Origin of the sequence: Streptomyces sp. DH12 (genome assembly GCF_020873895.1) — a bacterium.
GTDB lineage: Bacteria > Actinomycetota > Actinomycetes > Streptomycetales > Streptomycetaceae > Streptomyces.
Genome location: NZ_JAHWGT010000970.1, coordinates 1 through 463 on the forward strand (window position 1 = coordinate 1; position 463 = coordinate 463).

The following is a 463-nucleotide window of genomic DNA, read 5'->3' on the forward strand; positions in this document are numbered from 1 at the left end:
CCCCCGCCGCGCCGGCGCCGGCCGAGCCGCTCCCCGAGTCGCCGACGGACCTGATCAGGCGGGCACGGGAGCTGGACGAGCTGGGGCACCCGGACGCGCACGCCTGCTGGGCACGGCTGCGCGACCTCGCCGCCGCCCGCGACTACGTCCACCCGGACGACCCGGAGGTGGGCCCGCTGGTGCGGCTGCGCGCCGACCTGCTGGAGGAGGAGGCGACGCTGGCGGACCGCGGGAACGCGTACGGGGACGCGGCGGCGCTGTACGAGGAGGCGGCGGGTCTGTACGAGGACGCGGGGCTGCCGGGGCACGCGGTGCTCGCCCGCGCGGGCGCGGTGCTGGCGGCCGCGCAGGCGGCGCGGGAGGGCTCCGCCCATGACGCGGACGCCCATGCCGCCGCGCTGGCCGAGGCGTACGCGACGCTGGTGCGGCTGCACCAGGAGGCGTCCGGGCTCACCCCCTTCCT

General features: G+C 79.7%; 1 pseudogene. It reads left to right on the forward strand.

Annotated elements, in window-relative coordinates:
• Positions 1-463, forward strand: a pseudogene (locus LPA54_RS38035) (hypothetical protein); the annotation flags it as partial.